At 44.6% G+C, this 20,834-nt stretch carries 22 protein-coding genes and 2 tRNA genes; 12 read left to right on the top strand and 12 right to left on the bottom strand.

The window, feature by feature from the left end; all coding sequences use genetic code 11:
• Positions 1 to 39 precede the first annotated feature (39 nt).
• Together GOL65_RS08655 and argA are read right to left on the bottom strand one after the other, a co-directional pair.
• The gene (locus GOL65_RS08655; protein ID WP_179038274.1) at positions 40 to 981 is read right to left on the bottom strand and encodes a siderophore ABC transporter substrate-binding protein; all 942 of its coding nucleotides are present in this window, start codon (positions 979 to 981) and stop codon (positions 40 to 42) included.
• A 302-nt stretch (positions 982 to 1,283) separates the two neighbouring features.
• Entirely contained in the window at positions 1,284 to 2,612 is a 1,329-nt protein-coding gene (gene argA / locus GOL65_RS08650) for an amino-acid N-acetyltransferase (RefSeq protein ID WP_179038379.1), read from the bottom strand.
• Positions 2,613 to 2,917: 305 nt separating this feature from the next.
• Here argA and amiC point away from each other — a divergent pair, with 305 nt between their 5' ends.
• Positions 2,918 to 4,159, top strand: coding sequence for an N-acetylmuramoyl-L-alanine amidase AmiC (gene amiC / locus GOL65_RS08645; protein ID WP_140920730.1), 1,242 nt, complete (start codon positions 2,918 to 2,920; stop codon positions 4,157 to 4,159).
• On the opposite strand, the gene GOL65_RS08640 is transcribed toward amiC, so the two are convergent.
• The 3 genes from GOL65_RS08640 to GOL65_RS08630 form a co-directional block, all read right to left on the bottom strand.
• Positions 4,156 to 4,497, bottom strand: coding sequence for a DHCW motif cupin fold protein (locus GOL65_RS08640; protein WP_140920731.1), 342 nt, complete (start codon positions 4,495 to 4,497; stop codon positions 4,156 to 4,158). The genes amiC and GOL65_RS08640 overlap by 4 nt on opposite strands.
• A gap of 131 nt (positions 4,498 to 4,628) precedes the next feature.
• Positions 4,629 to 4,705 (bottom strand) — tRNA-Met (locus GOL65_RS08635).
• 66 nt (positions 4,706 to 4,771) lie between these two features.
• A tRNA-Met gene (locus GOL65_RS08630) sits at positions 4,772 to 4,848 on the bottom strand.
• A 212-nt stretch (positions 4,849 to 5,060) separates the two neighbouring features.
• Here GOL65_RS08630 and mltA point away from each other — a divergent pair.
• Positions 5,061 to 6,173, top strand: a complete 1,113-nt coding sequence (mltA, locus tag GOL65_RS08625; protein ID WP_140920732.1) for a murein transglycosylase A — start codon at positions 5,061 to 5,063, stop codon at positions 6,171 to 6,173.
• 182 nt (positions 6,174 to 6,355) lie between these two features.
• Complete coding sequence (gene tcdA / locus GOL65_RS08620) at positions 6,356 to 7,162, top strand: tRNA cyclic N6-threonylcarbamoyladenosine(37) synthase TcdA (protein WP_140920733.1); 807 nt, start codon at positions 6,356 to 6,358, stop codon at positions 7,160 to 7,162.
• 66 nt (positions 7,163 to 7,228) lie between these two features.
• On the opposite strand, the gene GOL65_RS08615 is transcribed toward tcdA, so the two are convergent.
• Genes GOL65_RS08615 through csdA form a run of 3 tightly spaced genes read right to left on the bottom strand, consistent with a single transcriptional unit; the run spans position 7,229 to position 9,430 of the window.
• The gene (locus GOL65_RS08615) at positions 7,229 to 7,741 is read right to left on the bottom strand and encodes a hypothetical protein (protein ID WP_140920734.1); all 513 of its coding nucleotides are present in this window, start codon (positions 7,739 to 7,741) and stop codon (positions 7,229 to 7,231) included.
• A 49-nt stretch (positions 7,742 to 7,790) separates the two neighbouring features.
• Positions 7,791 to 8,228: a cysteine desulfurase sulfur acceptor subunit CsdE gene (csdE, locus tag GOL65_RS08610; protein WP_140920735.1), complete on the bottom strand. Its 438-nt coding sequence runs from the start codon at positions 8,226 to 8,228 to the stop codon at positions 7,791 to 7,793.
• Positions 8,228 to 9,430 (bottom strand): cysteine desulfurase CsdA, encoded by a 1,203-nt coding sequence (gene csdA / locus GOL65_RS08605; RefSeq protein ID WP_140920736.1) that lies wholly within the window; start codon positions 9,428 to 9,430, stop codon positions 8,228 to 8,230. Before csdA ends, csdE begins: the two co-directional genes overlap by 1 nt.
• A gap of 273 nt (positions 9,431 to 9,703) precedes the next feature.
• On the opposite strand from csdA, the gene GOL65_RS08600 reads away from it, so the two are divergent.
• The 4 genes from GOL65_RS08600 (at position 9,704) to rlmM (ending at position 12,818) form a co-directional block, all read left to right on the top strand.
• Positions 9,704 to 9,928 carry a YgdI/YgdR family lipoprotein gene (locus GOL65_RS08600; protein WP_140920737.1) on the top strand — a complete coding sequence of 75 codons (225 nt, stop codon included), beginning with the start codon at positions 9,704 to 9,706 and terminating at the stop codon, positions 9,926 to 9,928.
• A gap of 384 nt (positions 9,929 to 10,312) precedes the next feature.
• Positions 10,313 to 11,227, top strand: coding sequence for a transcriptional regulator GcvA (locus GOL65_RS08595; RefSeq protein WP_179038272.1), 915 nt, complete (start codon positions 10,313 to 10,315; stop codon positions 11,225 to 11,227).
• 101 nt (positions 11,228 to 11,328) lie between these two features.
• Positions 11,329 to 11,715, top strand: coding sequence for a DUF423 domain-containing protein (locus GOL65_RS08590; protein WP_140920739.1), 387 nt, complete (start codon positions 11,329 to 11,331; stop codon positions 11,713 to 11,715).
• On the top strand, positions 11,715 to 12,818 hold the full coding sequence (gene rlmM / locus GOL65_RS08585) for a 23S rRNA (cytidine(2498)-2'-O)-methyltransferase RlmM (RefSeq protein ID WP_407657469.1): 1,104 nt from the start codon (positions 11,715 to 11,717) through the stop codon (positions 12,816 to 12,818). Before GOL65_RS08590 ends, rlmM begins: the two co-directional genes overlap by 1 nt.
• Before the next feature lie 58 nt (positions 12,819 to 12,876).
• Here rlmM and xni read toward each other — a convergent pair whose 3' ends face one another.
• The 3 genes from xni to queF all read right to left on the bottom strand — a co-directional run bounded on the left by xni (position 12,877) and on the right by queF (position 16,194).
• The gene (gene xni / locus GOL65_RS08580) at positions 12,877 to 13,653 is read right to left on the bottom strand and encodes a flap endonuclease Xni (protein WP_140920741.1); all 777 of its coding nucleotides are present in this window, start codon (positions 13,651 to 13,653) and stop codon (positions 12,877 to 12,879) included.
• 68 nt (positions 13,654 to 13,721) lie between these two features.
• The gene (ppnN, locus tag GOL65_RS08575; protein ID WP_140920742.1) at positions 13,722 to 15,089 is read right to left on the bottom strand and encodes a nucleotide 5'-monophosphate nucleosidase PpnN; all 1,368 of its coding nucleotides are present in this window, start codon (positions 15,087 to 15,089) and stop codon (positions 13,722 to 13,724) included.
• Positions 15,090 to 15,339: 250 nt separating this feature from the next.
• A complete protein-coding gene (gene queF / locus GOL65_RS08570; RefSeq protein WP_140920743.1) occupies positions 15,340 to 16,194 on the bottom strand; it encodes an NADPH-dependent 7-cyano-7-deazaguanine reductase QueF in 855 nt (284 codons plus the stop codon).
• 88 nt (positions 16,195 to 16,282) lie between these two features.
• Here queF and syd point away from each other — a divergent pair, with 88 nt between their 5' ends.
• The 4 genes from syd (at position 16,283) to GOL65_RS08550 (ending at position 19,232) form a co-directional block, all read left to right on the top strand.
• On the top strand, positions 16,283 to 16,840 hold the full coding sequence (gene syd / locus GOL65_RS08565) for a SecY-interacting protein (protein ID WP_140920744.1): 558 nt from the start codon (positions 16,283 to 16,285) through the stop codon (positions 16,838 to 16,840).
• A gap of 811 nt (positions 16,841 to 17,651) precedes the next feature.
• The gene (locus tag GOL65_RS08560; protein WP_140920745.1) at positions 17,652 to 17,981 is read left to right on the top strand and encodes a YqcC family protein; all 330 of its coding nucleotides are present in this window, start codon (positions 17,652 to 17,654) and stop codon (positions 17,979 to 17,981) included.
• Positions 17,981 to 18,760, top strand: coding sequence for a tRNA pseudouridine(65) synthase TruC (gene truC, locus GOL65_RS08555; RefSeq protein ID WP_140920746.1), 780 nt, complete (start codon positions 17,981 to 17,983; stop codon positions 18,758 to 18,760). The genes GOL65_RS08560 and truC overlap by 1 nt, the downstream gene beginning before the upstream one ends.
• Before the next feature lie 25 nt (positions 18,761 to 18,785).
• Positions 18,786 to 19,232 (top strand): flavodoxin, encoded by a 447-nt coding sequence (locus tag GOL65_RS08550; RefSeq protein ID WP_179038271.1) that lies wholly within the window; start codon positions 18,786 to 18,788, stop codon positions 19,230 to 19,232.
• A gap of 125 nt (positions 19,233 to 19,357) precedes the next feature.
• Here the strand turns inward: GOL65_RS08550 and GOL65_RS08545 are convergent, their stop codons facing one another.
• The gene (locus GOL65_RS08545) at positions 19,358 to 19,759 is read right to left on the bottom strand and encodes a DUF3461 family protein (RefSeq protein WP_140920748.1); all 402 of its coding nucleotides are present in this window, start codon (positions 19,757 to 19,759) and stop codon (positions 19,358 to 19,360) included.
• Positions 19,760 to 19,852: 93 nt separating this feature from the next.
• Here GOL65_RS08545 and GOL65_RS08540 point away from each other — a divergent pair, with 93 nt between their 5' ends.
• The gene (locus tag GOL65_RS08540; RefSeq protein WP_140920749.1) at positions 19,853 to 20,809 is read left to right on the top strand and encodes an SMI1/KNR4 family protein; all 957 of its coding nucleotides are present in this window, start codon (positions 19,853 to 19,855) and stop codon (positions 20,807 to 20,809) included.
• The last annotated feature ends 25 nt before the right edge of the window (positions 20,810 to 20,834 follow it).

Genomic DNA, 20,834 nt, shown 5'->3' with positions numbered 1-20,834 from the left:
AAATAATGATGGCCGGTGTTAACCGGCCATTGGTGAATATTATTGAATCGCAGTATTCACTTCGTCTATTTGTAAACTTAAACTCTCCAGTCCACCGCCGGACAGATACCATAAGTCAGGTTTAAGGTAGACAATTTTGCCTTTACGAAACGCATTAGTTTGCTTAATTTTCTCATCTTCCATCAGGCTACGGTCTATTTTACCTTCGCCAATAGCTTCATTGCGGTCGACAATAAAGATGATGTCAGGATTTTTTTCCAGCAAGTAATCCGGAGTACCGGCCTGGCGCTCTTCTCCCAGATTAATATCCGCTTTTTTAATCCCCAGCACTTGATGAATAATGGTGGCATAGCCATTAGTCGCCGAAGCAGAAAGTTTACCATTGTAGTGCACCAGCACGATTGCACTTTGACCAGAGGCTTCGGCTTTCTTTCTGGACTCAGCTATTTTCTTATCCAGTACAGCCAGGCCATTTTCTGCCTGTTCAGTTTTGCCAAAGATTTGCCCAAGGGTCAGGACATTTTTCTTAAATGAGTCCAGATAGAGTTTATTGTTGAGGCTTAAGTTCAGGGTGGGTGCTATTTGGTTTAACGATTCATAAGATTTTCCCTGACGGCCAGTGATAATAATCAGTTCAGGACTTAATTGTTTAATAGCTTCCAGGTCCGGCTGCTTCATATTACCGGCATTAATCATGCTGTTGTTGGCATACTTCGACAAATAAGACGGGATACTTTTGGTTGGCAGAGCACGAATTGAAGTTACACCCAACGCATCTAAAGTGTCCAACGTACCAAAATCAAAAGTCACAACATTATTTGGATTTTTATGCACTTCAGTCGTTCCCTGTGGATGATCGACCTTAATGGTATTGGTTTCTGGCTCAACGATTGGTTGCACAGGAGCTTGAGTAGTCGCTGGTGTTATAGCATCACTGGTTGATGATTTCTGGTCACAGCCCGCTAGCGTAGCAGTAGCCAACAGAGATAAGATTTTTTCATTATATAACCTTTCTATTCGTCAGGATAATCAGAGGGATAGCTTTGTTACTATGCAGAGTGTACCTGAGATGGGTGTGTAGCATCAATGTAAATGAGTATTATTATCAAATGAATGTTTGATTGGTTATATAAAAAGTGTAGTGGATGTATTCTGAAACAGACATGTGGTCCTTTCGGCCAGAATGTTCACTGAAATTGAAATAGATAAGTTTGCCAGCAATATGAAAAGCTTTCCTCGATGGCTTCAGACCATCGGGGAAAGCTAAACAGAACCACCAAAACTTAAACTGGCGTAACCAAAATTTTAGATCGCCGCTGGTAATTATATAAAGCCTGCTTTTTCATCGGTAGAACATCAATATCAGCTGGCATAAACCCACGTTCCTGGAACCAGTGAATACTGTGGGTTGTAAGCACAAACAGTTTTTCCAGCCCCATAAGGCGCGCTTGCCCGCTGATTTTCTCCAGCAATATTTCACCGCGTAATGAACTGCGGTAGTTGGGATGAACGGCAACGCAGGCCATTTCTCCAATTTTCTCTTCCGGGAAAGGGTAGAGCGCTGCACAGGCAATGGTCATATTATCCCGTTCAATGATAGTAAATTTATCGATTTCCATCTCTAACTGTTCTCTTGAGCGGCGAACTAATATGCCTTGTTGTTCCAGTGGGCGGATCAGCTCCAAAATACCGCCAATATCGCGAATGGTCGCCCGGCGCACTTGTTCCGCACTCTCCATAACGATTTGCGTACCAATACCGTCGCGAGAGAATAACTCCTGTAGCAACGCACCACTTTCCTGATAGCTAATCAGGTGGCAACGGCGAACGCCGCTACGACAGGCTTTGATGGCACCCCGCAGGAAGCGTACGGTCCCAGAGTTGTAATCCCCTTGGGATTCGTGCTGATCCAGATAGGTTTGTGCATCATTAGGGAACAGTTCCGGTAGGATTTTTCCCTTTTCGTCTTCCACCCCTTGGGAAGAGCAGAAACCAATCATTTTCTCAGCTTTCAGTTTGATGGCCAGCTGAGTTGCCACTTCTTCTGAAGTGAGATTGAAACTCTCTCCGGTAACAGAAACCGCGACGGGTCCCAACAGGACGATAGCACCACTGCTTAACTGGCGCTGAATAGCTTCTTCATCAATCCGGCGTATGCGTCCGCTATGGCAGTAGTCGATACCATCATCTACACCTAACGGTTGGGAGATAACAAAATTACCGCTGACGACGTTGATATGGGCACCCTGTAATGGAGTATTATTCAGACTCATAGAAAGGCGAGCAGTGATATCTAACTGAAGACGGCCGGCGGCCTGTTTTACCAGCTCCAGTGATTCTGCATCGGTTACTCTGGTGTGTTTGTGATAAACCGAAGGTTTATTGTGTACCGCCAGGTTGGCATCGATTTGCGGACGGGCACCATAGACCACCACCAGTTGAATCCCCAGACTATGGAGCAAACCGATATCACTGATGATATTGCCAAAATTATCATGCTCAATGGCCTCGCCACCTAACATGATGACAAAGGTCTTCCCTCGGTGGGCATTTATGTAAGGAACCGAATGGCGAAAGCCTTCAACCAATTCAGTACTGCGCTCCTTCATGATTAACCTCAATGCATAATAATTCGTAATTTTTGTATTTTTATTCTATTTGGTGTGTTCTGGCAAGTAGAAAATTCAGTCAAAAGCGATTTAGTGAGTGATTATTCAATAGACGAACTGAATAAAATTGATTAGTCTTCGGCGAGTTTAAGCATTATGTGCTTATTTTCACGTATTTTCATATCAAAGTTATGCTCACAAGCAGATAACACGCATGTAAAACGTGACAGAGCAGCTTCACTTCGGTAGAGTTTTACGCCAGCTTTATTTTATCGGTACAACAGTCGTTTGTTTTATTTCGGAGAATCATGTCTAGCTCTAAGCCCAATTATTTACGCCGCCGTTTGTTGCAGGGAGCCGCTGCGACGTGGTTATTGAGTGTAAGTGGCGTTGGCATTGCTGCCTCTGCGGCCAGCGTTGTTGCTGTGCGCGTATGGCCTTCTTCGACCTATACGCGGGTAACGCTGGAATCGACGGTTCCATTAAAATATAAGCAGTTTGCGTTATCCAATCCCAATCGTTTGGTGATTGATATTGAGAATGTCCATTTAAACAGTGTGTTAAAAGCAGTTTCTGGTCAGGTACAAAATAACGATCCTTACCTGAAACTGGCACGAGTAGGGCAACATGATCCCAATACCGTTCGGTTGGTGCTGGAATTAAAGCAAAATATTAATCCTAATCTGTTTACCTTAAAACCGATTGCCGAGTTTAAAAACCGTCTGGTGGTTGATCTGTATCCGGCTAACGGTGGATCTTCAGAACCGGACGATCCGCTGCTGGCATTGCTGAAAGAGTATAATTTGGGCGAGTTGGAAAAAGATCAGCCAGCTGCTGCTCCGCAGGCAGGGAAAGCGGGGCGAGACCGCCCTCTGGTTATCATGCTCGATCCGGGACACGGTGGAGAGGACCCTGGCGCTATCGGCAAACGAGGCACCAAAGAGAAGAATATCGTGCTGCAAATTGCACGCCGTTTACGTACCCTGATTCAAAAAGAACCGGGAATGAAGGTCTATATGACTCGCAATGAAGACGTGTTTATTCCGTTGAAAGTGCGGGTAGCAAAAGCTCAGGCACAAAAGGCAGATCTGTTTATTTCGATTCACGCTGATGCTTTTACCAACCGTTCAGCTAATGGTTCTTCAGTGTTTGCTTTGTCAACCAAAGGAGCAACCAGTAATGCGGCTAAATATCTGGCACAAACTCAGAATGAGGCGGATCAGATAGGTGGAGTGAGTAAAAGCGGTGACCGTTATCTCGACCACACGATTTTTGATCTGGTGCAGACTGCCACCATCAACAGTAGCCTTAAATTTGGTAAAGAGGTGCTGACCCGGATGGGACGAGTAAACAAGCTGCATAAGAATAAAATTGAGCAAGCGGGATTTGCCGTGCTTAAGGCACCGGATATTCCATCAATTCTGATTGAGACTGCGTTTATCTCCAATCTGGAAGAAGAGCGCAAGCTGAAAACGGCAAAATTCCAGCAGCAGATCGCTGAGTCGGTTTTTGCCGGTATTAAGGCCTATTTCTCAACAATTAAATATTAATCAACAATCAGCAGGCGGGCACCGGTTTTAGTATAGGACTGGTGTGCTTCAGCATTATCACCAACCTGATAGCTTACTCCCGGCGTTAGCACGAACTTACGTCCATCATCGAGAGTCGTTTCCAGCTCCCCCTCCAGACAGAATAATACGTGTCCTTTACTGCACCAGTGATCGGCAAGATATTCAGCAGAATACTCAACCATACGCACACGAATTTTATTTTGCTCTTCACCAAAAAAACGAGTTTGCCACCAGGCTGTACCGGTTTCGCCCTGATGTTCAGTTTTTTCTACATTGCTCCAGTCCGTCAGGCTAAAAGCGAATGGGGACATTTTCATTGATTAAGTTACCCGTATAAACAACCAAAATTCAAACAGATTGAATTTAAGCGTAGCACAGAGAAAGTGAATATAAGGATAGTGAGAAAATAAGAGCTGAAAGGGATAGTAAGGATATTAACGATTCGGATTGGTTGCGGGGGCCAGATTTGAACTGACGACCTTCGGGTTATGAGCCCGACGAGCTACCGGGCTGCTCCACCCCGCGTCCGAAAAAGACTTGATACTACAACAGAAGATGTTTCTGCCTTAATACCTTGGCATAGTATTAAGTTGGTTGCGGGGGCCAGATTTGAACTGACGACCTTCGGGTTATGAGCCCGACGAGCTACCAGGCTGCTCCACCCCGCGTCCGTAGGAGGCGCATAATACTCTCTGTGGTTCAGGTTGCAAGCTATTTTTCTTTAAAATAACAAAAAAGTAGGTTTGAATTTTACGATTGATTAACTTTTCATCATTTAGTTATCGTCACTTTTTTTATGAGTGCTTTCCTTTATACTGATGGCTTTGATATTGTTCGACAGCAACAGATCAGCGGTTAATCAAAGGTAGGCGGCGATATAATGAAAGGACGTTGGGTAAAATTTATACTGGGTGGTGTCGTTATTGCGTTACTCGCAGGATGTGAGTCACGGCCGACCGATCGTGGACAGCAATATAAAGATGGTAAGTTGAGTCATACATTTGGTTTAGTCAATAATCCAAATGCTAAAAATAAACCGGTTAATGGCAAAGACTTTGCACAACAGGTTTATGAAATTAGTCAGGTTTCTCCGTCGTTATATAACAAACATCGCGATACTTATCAGGCCATTTTCCAGTGGATGGTTTCTGGTGCAGAAGGCCCTCAGTTATCCCAGTTCAAACTTGGCGCTTATCAAATGGAAGGGGTGGATAACTATGGAAACGTTCAGTTTACCGGTTATTACACGCCAGTAATCCATGCCCGTCATACTCGTCAGGGCGAGTTTAAATACCCGCTATACTCGATGCCAAAGAAAAGTAAAAAAATGCGTCGCTTACCCGATCGTGCTGGTATCTATGCCGGTGCGCTGGATGGTTTAAATCTGGAATTGGCCTACAGCAATTCATTAGTGGATAACTTCATGATGGAAGTGCAGGGCAGTGCCTACATTGATTTCGGCGATGGCACACCTCTGGTATTCTTTGCTTATTCGGGTAAAAACGGGCGTGCTTATAATAGCATTGGTAAGGTACTGATAGACCGTAATGAAGTACCCCGTGAAGAGATGTCTATGCAGGCCATCAAACGTTGGACCGAGCAGCATAGTGAAGCGGAAGTCAGGGAGTTGTTAGAGCAGAACCCTTCATTTGTGTTCTTTAAGCCAAGACATTCTGCTCCGGTGAAAGGGGCAAGTGCGGTTCCATTAATTGCCAAAGCATCGGTAGCTTCGGATAAAACATTGATTCCACCGGGTACCACTATTCTGGCTGAGGTTCCTTTGCTGGATAATAATGGCAAATTTACCGGTAAGTATGAAATGCGTCTGATGATTGCGCTGGATGTCGGTGGGGCGATTAAAGGCCATCACTTTGATATTTATCAGGGGATTGGTGATGAAGCCGGGCATGCCGCAGGTTTTTATAACCACTATGGTCGGGTATGGGTGTTGAGCGCTCCGACTGATTCACCGCTTTCATCGGCATCGAACTAAGCGATTATCACGGAAAATTTAGCATCAGGTTATTTTTCTCTTGTTGCTAAATCCATTAAACTTACTGGCGGGGAGTAGGGATATATCCTACTCCCCGTAGCATATATATCGTTATCAAATCTGTTTTTGGTTTGCGGGTCGGTTTATCTGGCAACCCAATCTATACCCAATATGAGGTCACCATGTCTGCGGTCTATTCTGATGCCTATTTACAACGTTTTAGCGGTGTTGCTCGTCTGTATGGGCAGTCTGCGTTGACGCTTTTTTCACAGGCTCATGTTTGTGTAATTGGTATTGGTGGCGTAGGTTCCTGGGCAGCAGAAGCATTGGCTCGCAGTGGTATTGGTCATCTCACCTTGATTGACATGGATGATGTCTGTGTTACCAATACTAACCGCCAAATTCACGCATTGCGTCAAACGGTAGGGCAACCTAAAGGCGAAGTGATGGCTCTACGGATTGCGGAAATTAATCCGGAATGTGAAGTGACCTGTATTGATGATTTTATTACTGCCGATAACGTGGCGGAATATCTGACTAAGCAGTTTGACTATGTTATTGATGCTATTGATAGCGTTCGCCCTAAAGCCGCATTACTGGCTTACTGTCGCCGCAATAAAATTCCGGTAGTGACCACCGGAGGGGCTGGTGGTCAGATCGATCCGACACAGATCCAGGTAGCTGATTTGGCAAAAACCATTCAAGACCCATTAGCCGCTAAACTTCGTGAACGTTTGAAAAGTGATTTTGGTGTAGTGAAGAATGGCAAAGGTAAGCTGGGTATTGATTGTGTATTTTCAACCGAGCAATTAGTTTATCCGCAGGCTGACGGTAGCGTGTGTGCGGTAAAAAGTACCGCAGAAGGACCGAAAAGAATGGATTGTGCTTCAGGATTTGGTGCAATTACTATGGTTACTGCATCATTTGGTTTTGTTGCCGTATCCCATGTGCTGAAAAAGATGTTGGCCAAAGCGGCAAGAAATCAGTAGCGAGTAAATTATGAGTCTGTAGAACAGGTGATTTTCTGTTTTTACAGACTATATACTCTTAACGTGCTATTTAAACTGTAGTGACATTAATGAAGATCTCCCGATTCCCATATATTTTTCTTTTTCTTCTTTTGAAATGTTAAATACGATAAGAAGTGCCCTGCCGTCGAAAGGGATCATGAGCATCATGTTTTGTGTATCGACTTTTTCATCATGTGTGACGAAATCAAAAATGTAGGCTTTTTTATTATCAACCATTACTTCTTTGGCCTGAGGTTGGTAACTTCTCATACCCATCAGCATAATACTTTTCATTAATCCCATATTATCGTCATCCAGAGGCATTTGGGGATGGGTGATAATGATATTGACCGTATTAGATTCATTGCTATAGGCAATCGAAGGTCCATCTTCTGACGAAGCTTCTGATTTGAGCATATCATCGGCTATTCGAGTGAAACCTTTGGGAATATCCATAGAGAACCGCCCTGGTATTGGTTCAACCGTCGTCATTTCAATGCTGGCATGTGCAGTGAAACTTAATAAGATTGATAGCAGTAGTGCCTGGGTAATTTTCATTATTCATCCTTGATATAACGTTAGTGCGAGTAAATAAAACATCACAATATTATATATAGAGAAGGGCTATTTTCTTTATGGTGTTAACCAGTGAATCCAACCCCTGAGAGCGAGAAGCGCTGAGCTGTTGGTGAATTCCCAACCGATCAAATAATTGCATCAGGTCAAGTTTCACTACGTGTTTTGGTGTTTGTCCTTCAATTTGAGCAAGCAGGATTGCCAGAATTCCTTTCACAATTCGTCCTTCACTGTCACCGTAGAAGTGCAAAGTACCATCTTCATTGAGTTGGTGTCCCAGCCAGACCCGGTTTTCACAACCTTTCAGTTCCAGATGCTGTTGTTTTAGTTCTTCCGGTAGCGGAGGTAACTGTTTTGACAGTTGGATAAGCTGGCGATAGCGGTCTTCCCACTGTTTTTTATCACTAAATAGACTGAGTAATTGTTCGGTACCAATATCGGTGCCAAAAGGGTGTGGGGCCAGCATGATTACTCCAGTAGTGAAAGTGCGTGGGTTAACGCATCGTATAATCGATCGACATCAGCCAATTGGTTGTAAGGGGCGAATGAAGCTCTCAGGGTACCACTGACTCCCATGGCATCCAGCAGCGGTTGGGCACAATGCTGTCCGGAACGAATTGCCACGCCTTGTTCTGAAAGCAAAGTAGCAACATCACTGTGGTGAAAACCTTCAATATTAAACGCCAGCAGGCTGCTGCCGGGTGCCCGATAACTAATAAAGCCGGGTATTGATGACAACTGATCGTAGGCGGCTTGAGCCAGTGAACAGGCATAGCGTTCTGCTTCAGCAATATCCTGAGTATTTAGCCATGACAAAGCTGCACCAACGCCGATTACACCGGCAATATTAGGTGTACCCGCCTCAAAACATTCAGGAACCGGTTGTGCTTCAAATCCGTGAAAGGACGCCTGAGTTAGCATTTTTCCGCCTCCCTGCCAGGGAGACATTTCGGCCAATAGCTCTGCTTTACCATACAGCGCACCAATACCGGTTGGGCCGTATAGCTTATGGGCAGAAAAGGCATAGAAATCGACATCTAATTGTTGAACATCCGGAGGCGAGTGCACCACACCTTGAGCACCATCAACCATAACAATGGTGCCATTTTGGTGGGCCAGCGTGATGGCCAGACGCAGGTCCGGACAACCACCCGTGACGTTAGACATATGACCAATAGCCAGCACTTTAGTTTTGCTACTTAATAACGCTGGCAACTGACTCAGGTCGGGCATAAACCACTTATTAAGTGGTAATTTAATCACTTTAGCACCGGTCTGTTTGGCAACCATTAGCCAGGGAATAAGGTTCGAGTGGTGCTCTGATTCGGTGACAATAATCTCATCGCCCGGTTGCAGGCGTGGTCGTGCATAGCTTTGAGCAACTAAGTTGATGGCTTCTGTCGTGCCTTTGGTCCAGACGATCTGTCGTTCACTGGAAGCATTAAGTAGTTGAGCCACCAACAGACGGGCGTTATCAAACAGCTCGGTAGCGTGTTGAGCTGCAGTATGGGCACTACGATGCACTGTGGCGCCATTATGAGCATAGTACTCTTTGGTGGCGTTAATCACTGACAGGGGCTTAAGTGCCGTTGCTGCACTGTCCAGATAACAGCCTGCTTCACTGAGTGCAGGAAACTGTTGACGGAATAAATCAGGATTAAACGATTTCATAGGAGGCCATTCACTGTGGGTATTAAATGTTGGTAGCATTTGTCTGCAATAACTTTGATTGTACTAGCAGCGAGTTGAAAGAACACTATTAATTGCCGCTAATTTTATTTGCAGTCAGACGCTTTTCAGAAGATAGTTAAAGAGATTTAAGATGGTGGTATGGCTTTTACCAAGCGTAATATACCCGCCGTACTTCAAGTTGCAGGTGCGTTGGTTGCGTTCCTGCCCCGGAATTATTTAGGGTACAACCTGTTTAACCGTAAGGAATAGTTTATGAAACGTTTTATTCTTGCCTCCGCTGCGCTGGCTCTCACGTTAGGTTTAGCTGGCTGTTCCAGCCATTATGAGATGACCATGCAAGATGGCACTAAAGTTATCACGGTGGGAGAGCCACAGGTTGATGAGAGTACCGGTATGGTGACTTATGAAACCCGCTTTGATGGTGAAAAGCAGATAAAACAGAGCGAGATGAAAGAGTATGTTAAACAGCCATACTAATTACGCCGCTGTTTGACCGAAAACAGAATAAAAAAAAGCACCGCCTTGGCGGTGCTACTGTAATCACTATGGACAGACAGGGTAAATGTTCAGAAAATAAAATCATCATTAACCCAAAGAAATCAGTGAATTAATGATTGCACCTGACAAATGTCAGGAAAATTAGCAAACACAACATCACAACCACAAAGCCAAAATGCGCCCTTCATTCAAAAAACACATTTTTCGTTCCGGCTTAGGAAGTGCCATCACTATAGGTATTTGCTGGTATATGTACAACGGACAATTTATAATGTAACGCATTAGAAAAACTAATGCGTGAATGACCCAAATAGCCAAGTAATTCACATATTATCACCATGGCCGGGAAGTATTATCAATCTTATGAAGCGATTACCTCCATTAAATGCGTTGAGGGTGTTTGACTCTGCTGCTCGCCACCTTAGCTTTACTAAAGCTTCAGAAGAGCTTTTTGTGACGCAGGCCGCAGTTAGTCATCAAATTAAGTCGTTGGAAGATTTTCTCGGCCTTAAACTTTTTCGGCGTCGTAATCGTTCCCTTTTACTGACGGAAGAGGGGCAGAGTTATTATTTAGACATAAAAGAGATATTCGCCTCTCTTAATGAAGCTACACGCAAACTACAGGCGCGCAGTGCGAAAGGTGCGTTAACGGTTAGTGTTCCAACCAGTTTTGCTATCCAGTGGTTGGTACCACGCCTGTCGGGGTTTCATCAGCTTCATCCGGAGATTGATGTACGAATTCAGGCAATTGATCGCGATGAATGGAAAATTTCCGATGATGTGGATGTGGCGATTTTTTATGGTCGCGGCAACTGGTCAGGATTAAGGGTTGAGTCACTGTATGCGGAGTATTTGATTCCGGTATGTTCACCTACATTGATGATGGGGGCTCATCCGTTGACTACATCGGAGGCGCTGGAGCATCATACCTTGTTGCATGATGCATCCCGACGGGACTGGCAGGCATATATTCGACAATTAGGTTTGCAGCATATCAATGTGCAGCAGGGGCCGATTTTTAGCCATACAGCAATGGTGGTTCAGGCCGCTGTTCACGGTCAGGGGGTGGCGTTGGTGAATAACGTTCTGGCATTAGCAGAAATTGAATCAGGCCGTTTGGTTTGTCCATTTAATCATGCATTAGCCAGTAAAAATGCCTTCTATCTGGTATGTCATGAGAGCCAGGCTGAATTGGGGAAAATTGCTTCTTTTCGCGAGTGGATTCTGGCACTTGCCAGCAGTGAACAGCAGAGTGTTTATCTGCGCTATGAAGAATAGATCTCATCAAAAATTAAAACAGTGATTATATAAAGTTAGATTTACCGGTAGAATTCCAGCAGGTTTGGCTATAACGCTTACATTTAAAGGTATAAATGACAATGAATAGTCGTTGGATTCTGGTACTTGCCGCCATAAGCGGCTTTATTTTTGTATCTCTTGGTGCGTTTGGTGCTCACGGTTTAAGTAAGATTCTGGACGTTAAGCAAATGGCATGGTTGCGCACCGGTCTTGAATATCAGGGAATGCATACTCTGGCATTACTGGCGTTAGGGGTTGCTGTTCAGGTTCGGGATAACATTTGGTTTCGACGTAGCGCGGCTTTTCTTGTTGTAGGTACTGTGCTGTTTAGCGGAAGCCTGTATTGGCTGGCGCTGACTTCTATTGGCATGTGGCCTTATATCACGCCACTTGGCGGTTTTTGTTTTTTAATTGGTTGGGCTCTGCTGCTGGTTGGTGCATTACGCCTGAGTAAAAAGGTTGAATAGTGAATAAAGTAGCGTTGTATTGCCGCCCGGGATTCGAGAAAGAATGTGCGGCAGAGATTGCAGAAAAAGCGGCGAAGCTGGAAGTATATGGTTTTCCCCGGGTCAAAGATAATAGTGGCTATGTGCTGTTTGAATGTTATCAGCATGAAGATGCGGATCGTCTGATAAAAGAGCTTCCTTTTAGTTCGCTAATTTTTGCCCGTCAAATGTTGGTTGTTGGCGATCTGTTGAAAGATTTACCGGTAGAAGACCGTGTTTCCCCTATCGTTGGAATGATACAGGGCGTGGTAGAAAATGCCGGTGAAGTGCGGGTAGAAGTACCTGATACTAATGAAGGCAAAGAACTGTTAAAGTTTTGTCGCAAGCTGACGGTACCATTACGGCAGGTAATGCGTGAACGCGGAATTATGCTGGCGAAAGAGAATTCACGTCGTCCGGTGGTACATGTGTTCTTTATTGCCAGTGGTTGTTGTTATGTTGGCTATTCATACAGCAATAATAATTCACCGTTTTTTATGGGTATCCCTCGCCTGAAGTTTCCGGCGGAAGCTCCGAGTCGTTCGACTCTTAAGCTGGAGGAAGCATTTCATGTGTTTATTCCTGCAGATGAATGGGAAGAACGTTTAGCCAGTGGCATGAGAGCTGTAGACCTTGGTGCCTGTCCTGGCGGTTGGACCTATCAGTTGGTTCAGCGCAGTATGATGATTGATGCAGTAGATAATGGCCCTATGGCTCAAAGCATTATGGATACCGGGCAGGTAACCCATCATCGTGAAGATGGATTTCGCTATGAACCAGCCAACTCGACAAACTATTGGGTAGTATGCGATATGGTGGAGAAACCCTGGCGGGTAGCCAACCTGATGGCCGACTGGCTAATTAAAGGTTGGTGTCGTGAGGCCATCTTCAACCTGAAGCTACCGATGAAAAAGCGCTACGAAGAAGTATGTCAGAACTTAAAAGCTATCGAAGATAAGCTAAAAGAGAATGGCATCAACGCACAAATTAATGCAAAGCAGCTTTATCACGATCGTGAAGAGGTTACAGTACATGTTCGTCGTATTTGGGCATCAATACCTGGCCGACGCGATGAACGTGATTAATCGCTGATAAAGTCAATTCAATTTAGCCCTGTGGTGAATAAACTGCGGGGCTTTTTGTTTAGTTGAGGCTGTCTTCGTTCATCTTGTTGAGCCGAAGTTGCTGAAGATTCCCCTCTAAATGGATATCTTGCTTTAGCGTAGCGATTTCCCGGCACAGATAGGCTAGCTCTTTATGTTCGATTAGCTTGTTACGCCACTTATCCGGCACGGTATCTATCTGCCGATATATTTCATCCAGCGTTTCATATTGGTTAAGTAGTGTTGCTGCCGCTTTGGGGCCAATTCCTGCAATTCCAGGGATCTTGCTGCTGCTTATACCGGCTAATCCCCAGAAATCAGCCAGTTGGGTTGGTTTAACGCCAAATTCTTGTTCAATAAAAGGAATGTCCAGCCAGCGCTTTTGAAAATAATCGCGAATGCGTAAGGTTGGCGCTAACAGTTGGCAATAACCTTTATCCGTTGACACAATCGTTACCTGATAGCCTCTCTGGCTGATATGGTGCGCCAGAGTTGCAGCCAGATCGTCAGCCTCATCCCCACTGGATTGCCAGCAGGTTACCCCGGCCTGCTCGAAAGCGGTTTTTAGTTGTGGCAATTCATCTACCAGCGATTCCGGCATCGGTGAACGGCCCGCTTTATAGTCAGGATAGAGCGTGTGACGCCAACCGGTATTACGTTGCTCATCATCGAATACGGCAACCGCATGGGTAGGCTGGCTGTGTTGAATCAGCTGTTCAAGAGCCCGTACACAGGTAGGGGCACAAGGGGAACCTTGTACTGCATGAATACGACGAATCAGATTGAGGGCATCAACAATCAGCAGATGTATAGGCATAGGTTTCGCTTATCCGTAAGCTGCCGGAGTTACCTCCGGCAGAGTTAATGGTTATTGCGCGAGGTCGATTAAGTACAAATCTCATAACAAGGGGTATAAACCGAACCCGGCAACTTCATGCGGTGCTGTGCAACAAAACCTTGCAGTAGCTTGTCCATGTCTTTCATCATTTGTGGGTCGCCATGAATTTTATAACGACCGTATTGTTCAATAGCCTGAATACCCACGTCTTTTACGTTCCCGGCGACAATGCCAGAAAAGGCTCTGCGTAATGCTGCGGCTAATTGCTCCGGTGGTTGATTAGGGAAAAGATTCAGGTTTGCCATATTCTCATGACTTGGCTCGAAAGGATGCTGCAGGTCTGGGGCAATCTTAATAGACCAGTTAAAGCTGTAGGCATCCCCGGTCGCACGGCGGTTCTCTTTTACCGCAGACATACCGTTTTTCATCACCCGGGCTACTTCTTCCGGATCGTCAATGATGATTTTATAGTGCTTACGAGCTTGTTCACCCAAGGTGCTCAGAATGAACTGATCCAGCACTTCGAAATAATCGGCGCTCTCTTTTGGACCGGTCAGGACCAGAGGAAGTTTCTGATCCTTATTTTCCGGATTCATCAGAATACCCAGCAGATAAAGCAGTTCCTCTGCGGTACCAACACCACCAGGAAAAATGACAATGCCGTGGGCTATGCGTACAAACGCTTCCAGACGCTTCTCAATGTCCGGCATGATGAGCAATTCATTAACTAATGGGTTTGGTGGCTCAGCGGCAATAATCGACGGTTCAGTTAAACCAATAAACCGGCTATCTTTATAAGCCTGTTGAGCATGACCCACTGCCGCACCTTTCATTGGTGCTTCCATAGCGCCCGGGCCGCATCCTGTACAGATATTTAGCTTACGTAATCCTAGCTGATTGCCCACTTTGCGGGCATACAGATATTCAATTTCATTAATTGAGTGACCACCCCAACAAACAACCATATTCGGTTCTTCACCAACGTGCAGGGCACGGGCATTGCGCAGGATAAAAAACACCAGATTGGTTAAGTGCACTGAATTATCAGGGTCCATTTGCTGGTGTTTTAGTGCCTGAGTGAGTTGGCCATGAACAAACAGAATATCGCGTAAAACAGCAAACAGGTTCGACTGAATCGAATGGATAAGACGGCCGTCAACGAAGGCCTCTTCTGGTGGATTAATCAGCTCTAATTTAACGCCGCGCTCCCGACGCAAAACGTTAATATCAAAAGATTTGTAACGGTCCAGTAACTCTTTACTGTTGTCTGTTTGGCTACCGGCGTTGAGTACCGCCAGTGAACAGTTACGAAATAAGTGATAGAGGTTACTGCTGGCAGTTCTTTTTAATGTATCCACCTCAAGCTGTGATAGCAGGTCCATAGAACCTAATGGTGGGCTAATATGTGTAATCAAACCAACTCCCTAACGTTGAGGTTATTGAAAAGTTTGCTAAAAGGGTAACAGCAAGCTTTTCTGTTTGTTCAGATTAAGAATACTTACCGTTTTTACCTGAGTCTCTCTACTTTACTGATGTTCTGGAAACCATTCACGGTAATCTTGTGCTTTTTACTGTCATTTACATAAATATTGCGAAGCATCACTTAATATTATGATTTATCGCACTATCTTTGTTGCTTTTGATACTTTGTGCAAGCAGTTCAGTCTATTGTCTGGCCAGTCGTTTGGTTTGGGGTTCAAATTGAGTATTTGTCCGATAAGGATTAATGTCCAGCCCACCCCGGCGAGTATAACGGGCATACACACTGAGGCTTTCCGGATGACAATAGCGTTGAATATCATTAAAGATGCGCTCTACGCACTGTTCATGAAATTCGTTGTGGTGTCGGAAAGAGACGATATAACGCAATAGCGCTTCGCGATTAATTTTAGGGCCCCGATAACGAATCTCTACTGAACCCCAGTCTGGCTGGTGGGTAATCAGGCAATTGGATTTTAACAGGTGACTGATTAATGTCTCTTCAACTACAGGAGCCTGCTTCTCTGTTGCCTGTTCCAGTAATTTTTCATTGAAGTCGTAAGAGGTAATTTCGATTGGCTGATCGTCAATACATTCGCCGTTAAAGGTACCAATGCAGTCTCCTGTCAGCTGCCCCAGGCGAAACAGTTTTACGCTAACATTACCCTGTGCACACAGAGATAAATCGCGCGTGAGTACCTGCTGTACATCTTCCCAACTATTAAACGGAGTTTGATTAAAGCTGTTGAGATAGAGTTTAAAACTTTTTGACTCAACCAGATTTACGCTGCTTGCATCAATATGAACTTCACCGATGGCCACTTGAGGTAAACCACGGCTGTTGAGCCAGGATAGTTCGTATAGCGTCCAGATATCAGCACCGTGGAAAGGCAGGTCAGCGGCATTTAACCCTAATGGGTCACGATTCAAACTGCGTGGAACGGGCTGTAGCAGCGTAGCGTCATAATGGTCAATATAGGCAGTTTCTTTACCCAGCGTAAGGGCTGATAGCGCCTGATTATCTTGATAATGGGAAGTCATGCTATTACTCCGGTGTTACCCCAAGAGGGAATAACGCTATAATCATTGAAAATTTGCCATATAGTGTAACGCAATCTTTGAGATAAATATGACATATCCAGTAATCTCCGCTTTAACTCAATTCACCACTTCTTTTATCGATTTGTGGCAGCAGAAGGTTGGCCATGAACCTGCCAGTGAAATGCTATACGGCGTAGCTTCTCCTTGTATTGTTCGTACGCAGGATGAATCAGTGCTGTGGTTACCCCAGCCTTTTGAGTCTGAACCTTCTTTGGCTAATGTTGAGCGTGCGCTGAATATATCGCTAAGAGAAGAAGGGGCTCAGTTTTATACCTCGCAATATGCCGGAGATATGGCCGCTCGTTTTGAGGGGTTGGAACTGTCGCTAATTCAGGTTTGGAGTGATGAAGATTTCATTCGACTGCAAGAAAATCTGATAGGGCATTTAGTGACACAGCGCAGGTTAAAGCTGGTTCCTACACTGTTTATTGCTACGACGGATTCAGAAATGGAAATGGTCTCCCTGTGTAATCTGTCTGGTGAAGTGGTGCTTGAACATTTTGGTACTACCAAGCGAGAAACGCTGGCTGAGTCATTGACCGTATTTCTGCAAAAACTTGAACCACAGGTGAGTTTTCCGAAATAAATAGGATCGGTGTCTTACAATGGATGCGCACTACCTTGTGAGACATATCCTACAAGCCCTGTGAGATATATCGTCAATTTCTAAAATGAGTTTTTGATAATACATATAAATATCATGATATTAGTTTGTTTTTTGATGGCTCACACGTCGTCTTACAGGATGTAAGTCTCACAGGGTATATTGTGAGACAGAGGAAATTAAGCGATTCTATGTCCATCGAAAGGGAGCTCAGGAATAAGGACTGTATCAGGATGATACGGCTTTAGGATAAAGCAAGTGGAATCGCTTAGGAAGAGCCCAAGGATATCATCAGGAAGATGAAGGATAGTTCAGGATAGAACTAACGGACAGTTTCAGGATGAAAACCAATTCTACCAGGAATGTAGAAAGTCAGGAAGACAATCAAGGATGGCGCTATCAGGATGGTAGCACAGGAAAGTTTAAGGAAAAAACTAGCGGACACCTCCAGGATGGAGAATGAGTACCTACCGGAGTGTAGGGGGTCAGGACGACTAGCAAGGAAGAGCATCAGGATGATGCAGGATGACGGACAAGGAAGAAAGTAGGACGCTGCAAAGGATAGCAAGGTTAGGATAACCGACAGGACAATTTTTCAAGGATTGAGCAGGGAAGCAACGCGCATAGCCGGATAAGCTATATAACGCACCAGGCCCACTGTAGATTACAGTGGGCCTTTCTTGTTTTTGCCCTTCGATATTTGGTTTTTTACCCACCATTCTCAAAGTGATACAATCATCATCTTTTCTCAGGCTTTCAGACAGGCCTGTCGTGTTAATTTCAAGAGAAAATAATGAGTTTAGATAATCAGGTTTGGCAATTGCTGGGAGAGATAGAGCAGTTGATGCAGGAACAGGCGTTATGGGGTTCTTGTGCGCCTGAGCTGAGTGTTTTCGAGAGTAGTGAACCTTTCTGCATTGATACTATGTCGCCTGAGGAGTGGCTACAGTGGGTGTTTATTCCCCGCATGAGGGCGCTGGTAGAAGGGCATAATCCATTACCTACCCGTATTGCTATTGCGCCTTATTTTGAAGAGGCATTCAATCTGCGGGCTGAAAATCATCAATCTTTGATTGATGCTCTCCATCAAATCGATCGATTACTTAATAAAGATACTCTCTAATGCTGGATATTTTATATCAGGATGAACATCTGGTGGCGGTAAACAAACCTTCCGGATGGTTAGTTCATCGCAGTTGGCTGGATCGTCATGAAAAAGTGGTGGTAATGCAAACGGTGCGTGACCAGATTGGTCAACATGTTTTCACCGTACACCGCCTTGACAGGCCAACGTCTGGGGTGCTGTTAATGGCTCTTTCCAGCGAAGTGGCGCGTCAAATGTCTCAACAGTTTGAACATCACCAGCTCAATAAGGTTTATCACGCGGTGGTCCGGGGTCATGTTCATGAAGCCGATACCATTGATTACCCTCTGGTGGAACAGTTAGACAAGATAGCCGATAAGTTTGCTAAACAGGATAAAGAGGCTCAGCCCGCCGTTAGCCATTACCGGGGATTGTCACAAGTTGAGGTACCAATTGCCGTTGGGCCTTATGATACTGCACGCTATAGTCTGGTTGAGCTAACGCCTCAAACGGGTCGTAAGCATCAACTTCGCCGCCATATGAAACATATTTTTCATCCGATTATTGGTGATAGTGCTTATGGTGATTTACGCCATAATCGTGCGGTGGCAGAACATTTCGACTGTCAGGGCTTGATGTTACATGCCAGTCATTTAGCTCTTCAGCATCCGGTTACTCATCAACCATTACTTATCTCCGCCCCTTGGGATTCTCGCTGGCAGAATTTAATGACAGAATTTGGATGGACCTCGCAATGCCCCGAATATAATGGGGTTGAAATTAATTTGGCAATAACTCAGGATAGTTCTGTCAGATAATCCGTTAAAACTGAGAGAAGAAGCGATGGCAAAAATAGGAATTTTTGTTGGTACCGTATACGGTAACGCCCAGATGGTTGCTGAAGAAGCTCAAACCCTGTTACAAGAGCAAGGGCATGATGTTTCCGTGTTTGATGAAGGGACTTTGGATGAGTGGCAGAACTATGAACAGGAGCATGTTCTGGTCGTGACATCAACCACCGGGCAGGGCGATTTACCAGGCTCCATTGAACCGCTATTTTATGACATTAAAGATTCCTTAGGGCATCAACCAGGGTTACGTTATGGTGTAATTGCACTGGGGGATAGTAACTATGAGAATTTCTGTGGTGCGGGCAAAAAGTTTGATGCGCTGCTGCAGGAGCAAGGAGCGACCCGACTTGGTGACGTATTAATTATTGATTCAAGCGAAGTTTCTGAACCTGAAGTATTTGCCGCAGACTGGATTAAACACTGGGGTACTCTGGCTTAGTGGTTGTTTCTTGTTATAGCCATCGAATCATGCAGTTGTGTAGTAAAAATCCACCCTGATAACCGGTGGATTTTTACTTTCTGTTATACCGCGTCAGGATTAAAGATCATCTTGCCAGACGGTGCTTATTTACCGTTTTCTTTTTCCGTCAGCTTTTCCAGATCGGCCTCAATTTCAGCAATTTTATGAGTAACAACCTGTTCGAGGTGGCGCAGGTCCGAAAGAATTTTTTTCTTTATGTCGACCTCGATACGTTCTCCGTGACAAATCTTATCAAGTTCTTCAATGACATGGCGAAGGTTAGGGCTGATTTCATGAACTTCTTTATAGGATTTCTCTGCACCCGGATTAGCTAAAATTGTTTTGCGCTGGCGTGGATATTTGAATTTGACGCTTTTGGCAAAAAACTCTCCTTTTTCCTTACGGAAATAGATTTTTAAAATATCATTACTGGCTTCCTGACGCAGGCTATAGCGGTCGATCTGTTTAGGATTGGTAATACCGAGACTGGTGAGATTATCGTACATAAGAAAACCTTCCTGATTTATTTTTATGACGGTGCAATAATTATTATAGCAGGGGATATCAATCACTACCCTAATGTTTAAAAAGGAATAAACATGCGTATGAAGTTACGTAGGATCCATGTAGATGGCGTTGATTTTTTCTGGCGAGTGTTATGGGATCCTGATGCGGCAAATAGTGACTATCTCTTTTTACGCGTCTGGGTTGCAGGGTGCAAAGCTTACCCCTGGTTAACGGTTCATTATCAGTTTCATAATCCATGGTTATTTTACGGTGATATCATCAGTGCAGTTACGCCGGAGCAGCAACAAAGGGCGAGAGACTATTCTCAGCTTAAACCGCTAACGCCAGGGAAAGTGGCGGAAATTATCAGGAAAGCAACGTCTCTGCTGGATGATGAATATGCGGACAGACGGCTGGATAAAAGCTGGTATTTGAATATTAACCGTGAAGGCGCATTAAACTGGGACTGGCGTAACATCATGAATATTTCACAGATAACATTACTGATTAAGCGTCTGAAACAGAGCGGTGTTAGCTTTGTTGAGGGCTTAAGTGATGAGGAATTTGTTGCGATTCAGAGTGAATTTCAAGTCACTTTTCCTCCTGATTTAAAACAGTTTCTTCAAGCGGCAATGCCGGTTTCAGAGCGATTCGTAAATTGGCGCGCGGGCCTGAATTCCACCAAAGTAAAACAGCAGATTGAACAACGTATCAATTGGCCGTTGGAAGGCATGTTGTTTGATGTGGAAAACAATAGCTATTGGGAGAATTCATGGGGTGAGAAACCGGGGAGTGCGGAAGAGAGAGAAGTTATCGTCAGCCAACATTTCTATACTTATCCTAAACTTATTCCCATTTATTCTCATCGCTATATTCCTGCTACACCCAATGAGGCTGGCAATCCGGTATTTTCCGTCTATCAGATGGATATCATTTATTACGGTTACGATCTGGCTAGCTATTTTGCACATGAATTTAGTTTTTCACTGCCGGAGAGTTTTGAAGCGCCGGAAGAACCAAAATATATTGAGTTTTGGGGTGATTTTTAGTTTGGGTTTATTGGAATGAAAACGC

Origin of the sequence: Limnobaculum xujianqingii (assembly GCF_013394855.1) — a bacterium.
Lineage (GTDB): Bacteria > Pseudomonadota > Gammaproteobacteria > Enterobacterales > Enterobacteriaceae > Limnobaculum > Limnobaculum xujianqingii.
This window is presented reverse-complemented; position numbering and strand designations above follow the sequence as displayed.